4 protein-coding genes are annotated in these 3769 nt (G+C 39.3%); 1 reads left to right on the top strand and 3 read right to left on the bottom strand.

Features of this window, described 5'->3' with window-relative positions:
- Window positions 1-300 (bottom strand): pyruvate kinase (locus tag G4P69_RS36125; RefSeq protein WP_243903159.1); only part of this gene is annotated, 300 nt, incomplete at its 3' end.
- Between the two features lie 293 nt (window positions 301-593).
- On the opposite strand from G4P69_RS36125, the gene crtR reads away from it, so the two are divergent.
- On the top strand, window positions 594-1499 hold the full coding sequence (crtR, locus tag G4P69_RS36120) for a beta-carotene hydroxylase (RefSeq protein WP_208354711.1): 906 nt from the start codon (window positions 594-596) through the stop codon (window positions 1497-1499).
- A gap of 251 nt (window positions 1500-1750) precedes the next feature.
- Here crtR and G4P69_RS36115 read toward each other — a convergent pair whose 3' ends face one another.
- Window positions 1751-2923, bottom strand: a complete 1173-nt coding sequence (locus tag G4P69_RS36115) for a serine/threonine-protein kinase (RefSeq protein ID WP_208344111.1) — start codon at window positions 2921-2923, stop codon at window positions 1751-1753.
- Between the two features lie 185 nt (window positions 2924-3108).
- Complete coding sequence (locus tag G4P69_RS36110; protein WP_208344110.1) at window positions 3109-3630, bottom strand: 1,2-dihydroxy-3-keto-5-methylthiopentene dioxygenase; 522 nt, start codon at window positions 3628-3630, stop codon at window positions 3109-3111.
- Window positions 3631-3769: the final 139 nt, after the last annotated feature.

The following is a 3769-nucleotide window of genomic DNA, read 5'->3' as shown; positions in this document are numbered from 1 at the left end:
ATTGGTTAAGGTAAAGCGATCGCCTTTTGCCAGAACAATAGATCCGTTTTCAAACTTTGCCAAGCGAATTTTTGGTCCTTGTAAGTCTTGAAGAATCCCTACTGGACGATTCAATTCGAAGGCGGTTTGTCGAATTAAACGAATGTTACGTTGATGATCGGCGTGGCTACCGTGTGAGAAATTTAGCCGCAGTGTTGTTGCACCAGCTTCAATAATGGCTTTGAGCATTTCTGGGCTGCTTGTGGCTGGACCTATCGTAGCGACGATTTTTGTCCGGCGTAGAGAATCTCTTAGTTGCATAAGTGCTAAATGTAGAGAGCTATCCTGGGAATTATCTTACGTCTTAGGGTATATCTTGTCTGTTGCTAGTGCGTCAATCGGTTTGGGTAAGGGGAATGGGGCATGGGGGATGGGGAATGGGGAATGGGGCATGGGGAATGGGGAATGGGGCATGGGGCGTGGGGAATGGGGAATGGGGCATGGGGCGTGGGGCGTGGGGAGTATTAGGTAGGTTTATTATTGGGGTGAGAGTGTCGTATACTCGCAGATGAAGAACTGTTAAGATAATAAGATTTAAGATAAGGAGTAAACAGATGCTGATGTCGGAGGCACAGAAGCCACTGACAGTGCCACCAAAGGAATTATTAGCTGCTCCTGGTGGTTTTAATACTACGGTGCTGATGTTTTTAGGTGCTGTAACAATATTTGTGCTATCTAACTTTGGTTACTGGCTTTGGGAATTCCCACACTGGCTATGTTTTACCATGAATGTTCTTGCTTTGCATGTTGCTGGAACAGTTATTCATGATGCCTGTCACCAGTCAGCCCATAAAAACCGAGTGATTAATGCTCTTTTAGGGCATGGTAGTGCTATAATGCTTGTTTTCGCTTTTCCTGTGTTTACACGCGTGCATTTGCAGCATCATGCCCACGTAAATGACCCAGAAAATGACCCAGACCATTATGTTTCTACAGGAGGTCCTCTGTGGTTAATTTTTGTGCGTTTTTTGTACCATGAAGTCTTTTTCTTTAAAAGGAAGCTCTGGCGTAAGTATGAGCTACTGGAATGGTTTGTCAGTCGGTTAGTTGTCGTAGCAATTTTTTACATTTCAGTTCAATACAACTTTTTGGGATACGTTCTCAATTTTTGGTTCATTCCTTCCGCAATCGTAGGTTTAGGACTAGGATTATTTTTTGATTATTTACCCCATCGCCCCTTCATTGAGCGCGATCGCTGGAAAAATGCTCGCGTTTATGCTAACCCAATTTTGAATATCTTGATTATGGGGCAAAATTATCATTTAATTCATCATTTATGGCCTTCTATTCCCTGGTATAATTACCAACCTACATACTACGTTATGAAGCCACTTTTAGATGCAAAGGAATGCCACCAATCTTTAGGACTACGACAGAAAAAGGACTTTTTTGAGTTTGTTTACGATATTTTTATAGGAATTAGATTAGGTCAGAGGGAGCACAGAGCAGGGAGCTCTTAGTAGGGAACCCACACTTAAAAGTCTGGCATTGAAACAAGGACGCAGTTTTTCTTGCGCTGCGCCACAGCGATCTGGACGCACCTGTCTGGAAATGTCCTGGTAATTTTAAACATTTGGGCGGTGCGTTTTTTCTAAGGTTGTCCGTTTTTGGAGAGGATTAATGTAGCGGTATTATGTCGTTTGTTGAATGCAAAGCTTTCCTCAACTTAACCGATTACCTGCGACTTTGCTTGGCTTATTTTTTGAGTGAGTCAATACGGTTTCTTTGAAGGTTCAATCGTGAAGTTTTGCATCTTAGGAGTAGGATTGATCATTTGGACAGACCAGTAGCTCAAAGCTATCAAAACTAAAGCGGAAATTGTTCCTATTGCTAAGCCAATCAGCAAAATAGATTTATTATAAAAAACGGAAATAATAGTATTGTCGTCAGCACTATCGCTTACGTTTGCAACAAATCCCTTCTCTTGAATAACTTGGTTAAAGTCTGGTTTAAATGAAGGAGTTTGAATGGCAAAGTTGTTTGCTGATGGTAAAGGTTGAGGTTCTGATTCACCTGTAGACTTATACAAATGAGCTAATGACATCAGATCCTCTAACGCTTCTTTTGCTGATTTATATCGGTCTTGAAAGCGATAACGTACCATCTTGTTAAGTACCGACGCTAACTGAGTACTAACCTGAGTCTTATGTTGCCAGAGGATCTCACCTGTATTATTGTCTTCTGGTAATTGAGTTGGGTGTAAACCAGTTAATGCCTGTATACCAATCATTCCTAAAGCATAGATATCGCTACTAGGATGTGGTCTACCTCTCACTTGTTCATTAGGCATATAGCCTGGTGTACCGATAGAGATAGTAGCATGTTGGCTGTCGGCAATAAAGCTTAAAGCATTTTTTTGATCTGAGTCTGAGATCAATTGATTCCACGTAGGCTTAACAGCACCAAAATCGATCAACACTAAACGATTGTCCTGACTCCGCCTGAGAATATTACTTGGCTTCACATCTCGGTGAATCAGCCCGTGATGATGAATAAAATGCAGAATTCTTAGTACCTCTTGTAGAAGCTGAAAAACTTTACCTTCTGACCAGGAGTATCCTGGTGGCATTTCTGCGGTAAGAGGATGTCCTTCAATAAACTTTTGTACTAAGTAAAATTCAAGGTTTTCTTCAAAATAAGTTAACAGATGGGGAACTAAGTCATAATTACCTAGTTTTTTTAAAGCTTCTACTTCTCGGGTAAATAAGCGTCTACGAATTTCTATTGGAATTGGACATTGACTGCTAGGTAAGAAGTGTTTTACCACACAAATAGGATGATAGGGTAGGTTGGTGTCTTGAGCTATATAGGTATGACAAAACACACTTTCACCAAGAACTTGAACGACTTGGTAACGCTCCCTTAGTAAGCGGTTTTCTAGCATTTTACGATCTACCAAAGGCTTTTCCTAAATAATTTAATATAAAAAATATCTTTACGAGATTAATAATATTACAGTTTTTACTTAGAGATTCTTACAGAAATTTATTAATACTACGACAAATCATTGCTTGACAATATAACTAAAATGTGATTTAAAAATTTTAGTAAGGTTAGACTCGCACTCCGCTAATTGCGGTACCTTGGCATCCAGCCTTCAGTATTACTGAAATAGCGGACAGCTTTAATTCTGCGCGTTTTTGTCAGATAAAACCAGTGTTCGGTTTCAGCAGGAACATTAATATACTCTTCTTTTTGCACTGTAAGTTCTATCTGACTCCCATCAGGTCTAACAAAGCCAAAAATACCTTCCCCATCAATAACGTAGCGAACCTCATCGTCTGCATGGGTATGGATTTTGTCAAACTTTGCCATTAGCTCATCTAGGCTAGGTACTCCAGGATGCAAAACAATAAGATCTCGTGACTTATAGCCAGCTTTTTGCTTTAATTGTTCAAAGTACCCATCTAAAGCTTTGAGAACTTGTTCTTTTTCATCTTCATTCAGGCTATCTTGTCCCAACAAGTTATGTAATTGAGGATCATTTCCAATTGACCACCGATCAACCTGAATATTTAAGGGTTTTAGTTCTTCGGCAATATCTTCCAAATTTGTTTGTATAGTGCCATCTTCCAGTTGTAAAATAGCCATAATTAACTTCCTCTACAAAAAATATCTTGTATATTAGGATACTATTTAAATTTTAGGTTTTCGTGTTGTTATATATACTAGTTATCTTAATAACTAGAATCTCTGTACCTTCAAATAGTAAAAAACTTAATTTAAATAT

It is taken from the genome of Aetokthonos hydrillicola CCALA 1050 (assembly GCF_017591665.1).
GTDB classification, from domain to species: domain Bacteria; phylum Cyanobacteriota; class Cyanobacteriia; order Cyanobacteriales; family Nostocaceae; genus Aetokthonos; species Aetokthonos hydrillicola.
The sequence above is the reverse complement of the archived record's forward strand: the minus strand, read 5'-3'. Positions and strand labels throughout refer to the sequence as shown.

Bases quoted from the DNA above. Each gene is read 5' to 3' on its own strand.
- crtR (WP_208354711.1), top strand. From the start codon at position 594: ATGCTGATGTCGGAGGCACAGAAGCCACTGACAGTGCCACCAAAGGAA.
- G4P69_RS36115 (WP_208344111.1), bottom strand. From the start codon at position 2,923: ATGCTAGAAAACCGCTTACTAAGGGAGCGTTACCAAGTCGTTCAAGTT.
- G4P69_RS36110 (WP_208344110.1), bottom strand. From the start codon at position 3,630: ATGGCTATTTTACAACTGGAAGATGGCACTATACAAACAAATTTGGAA.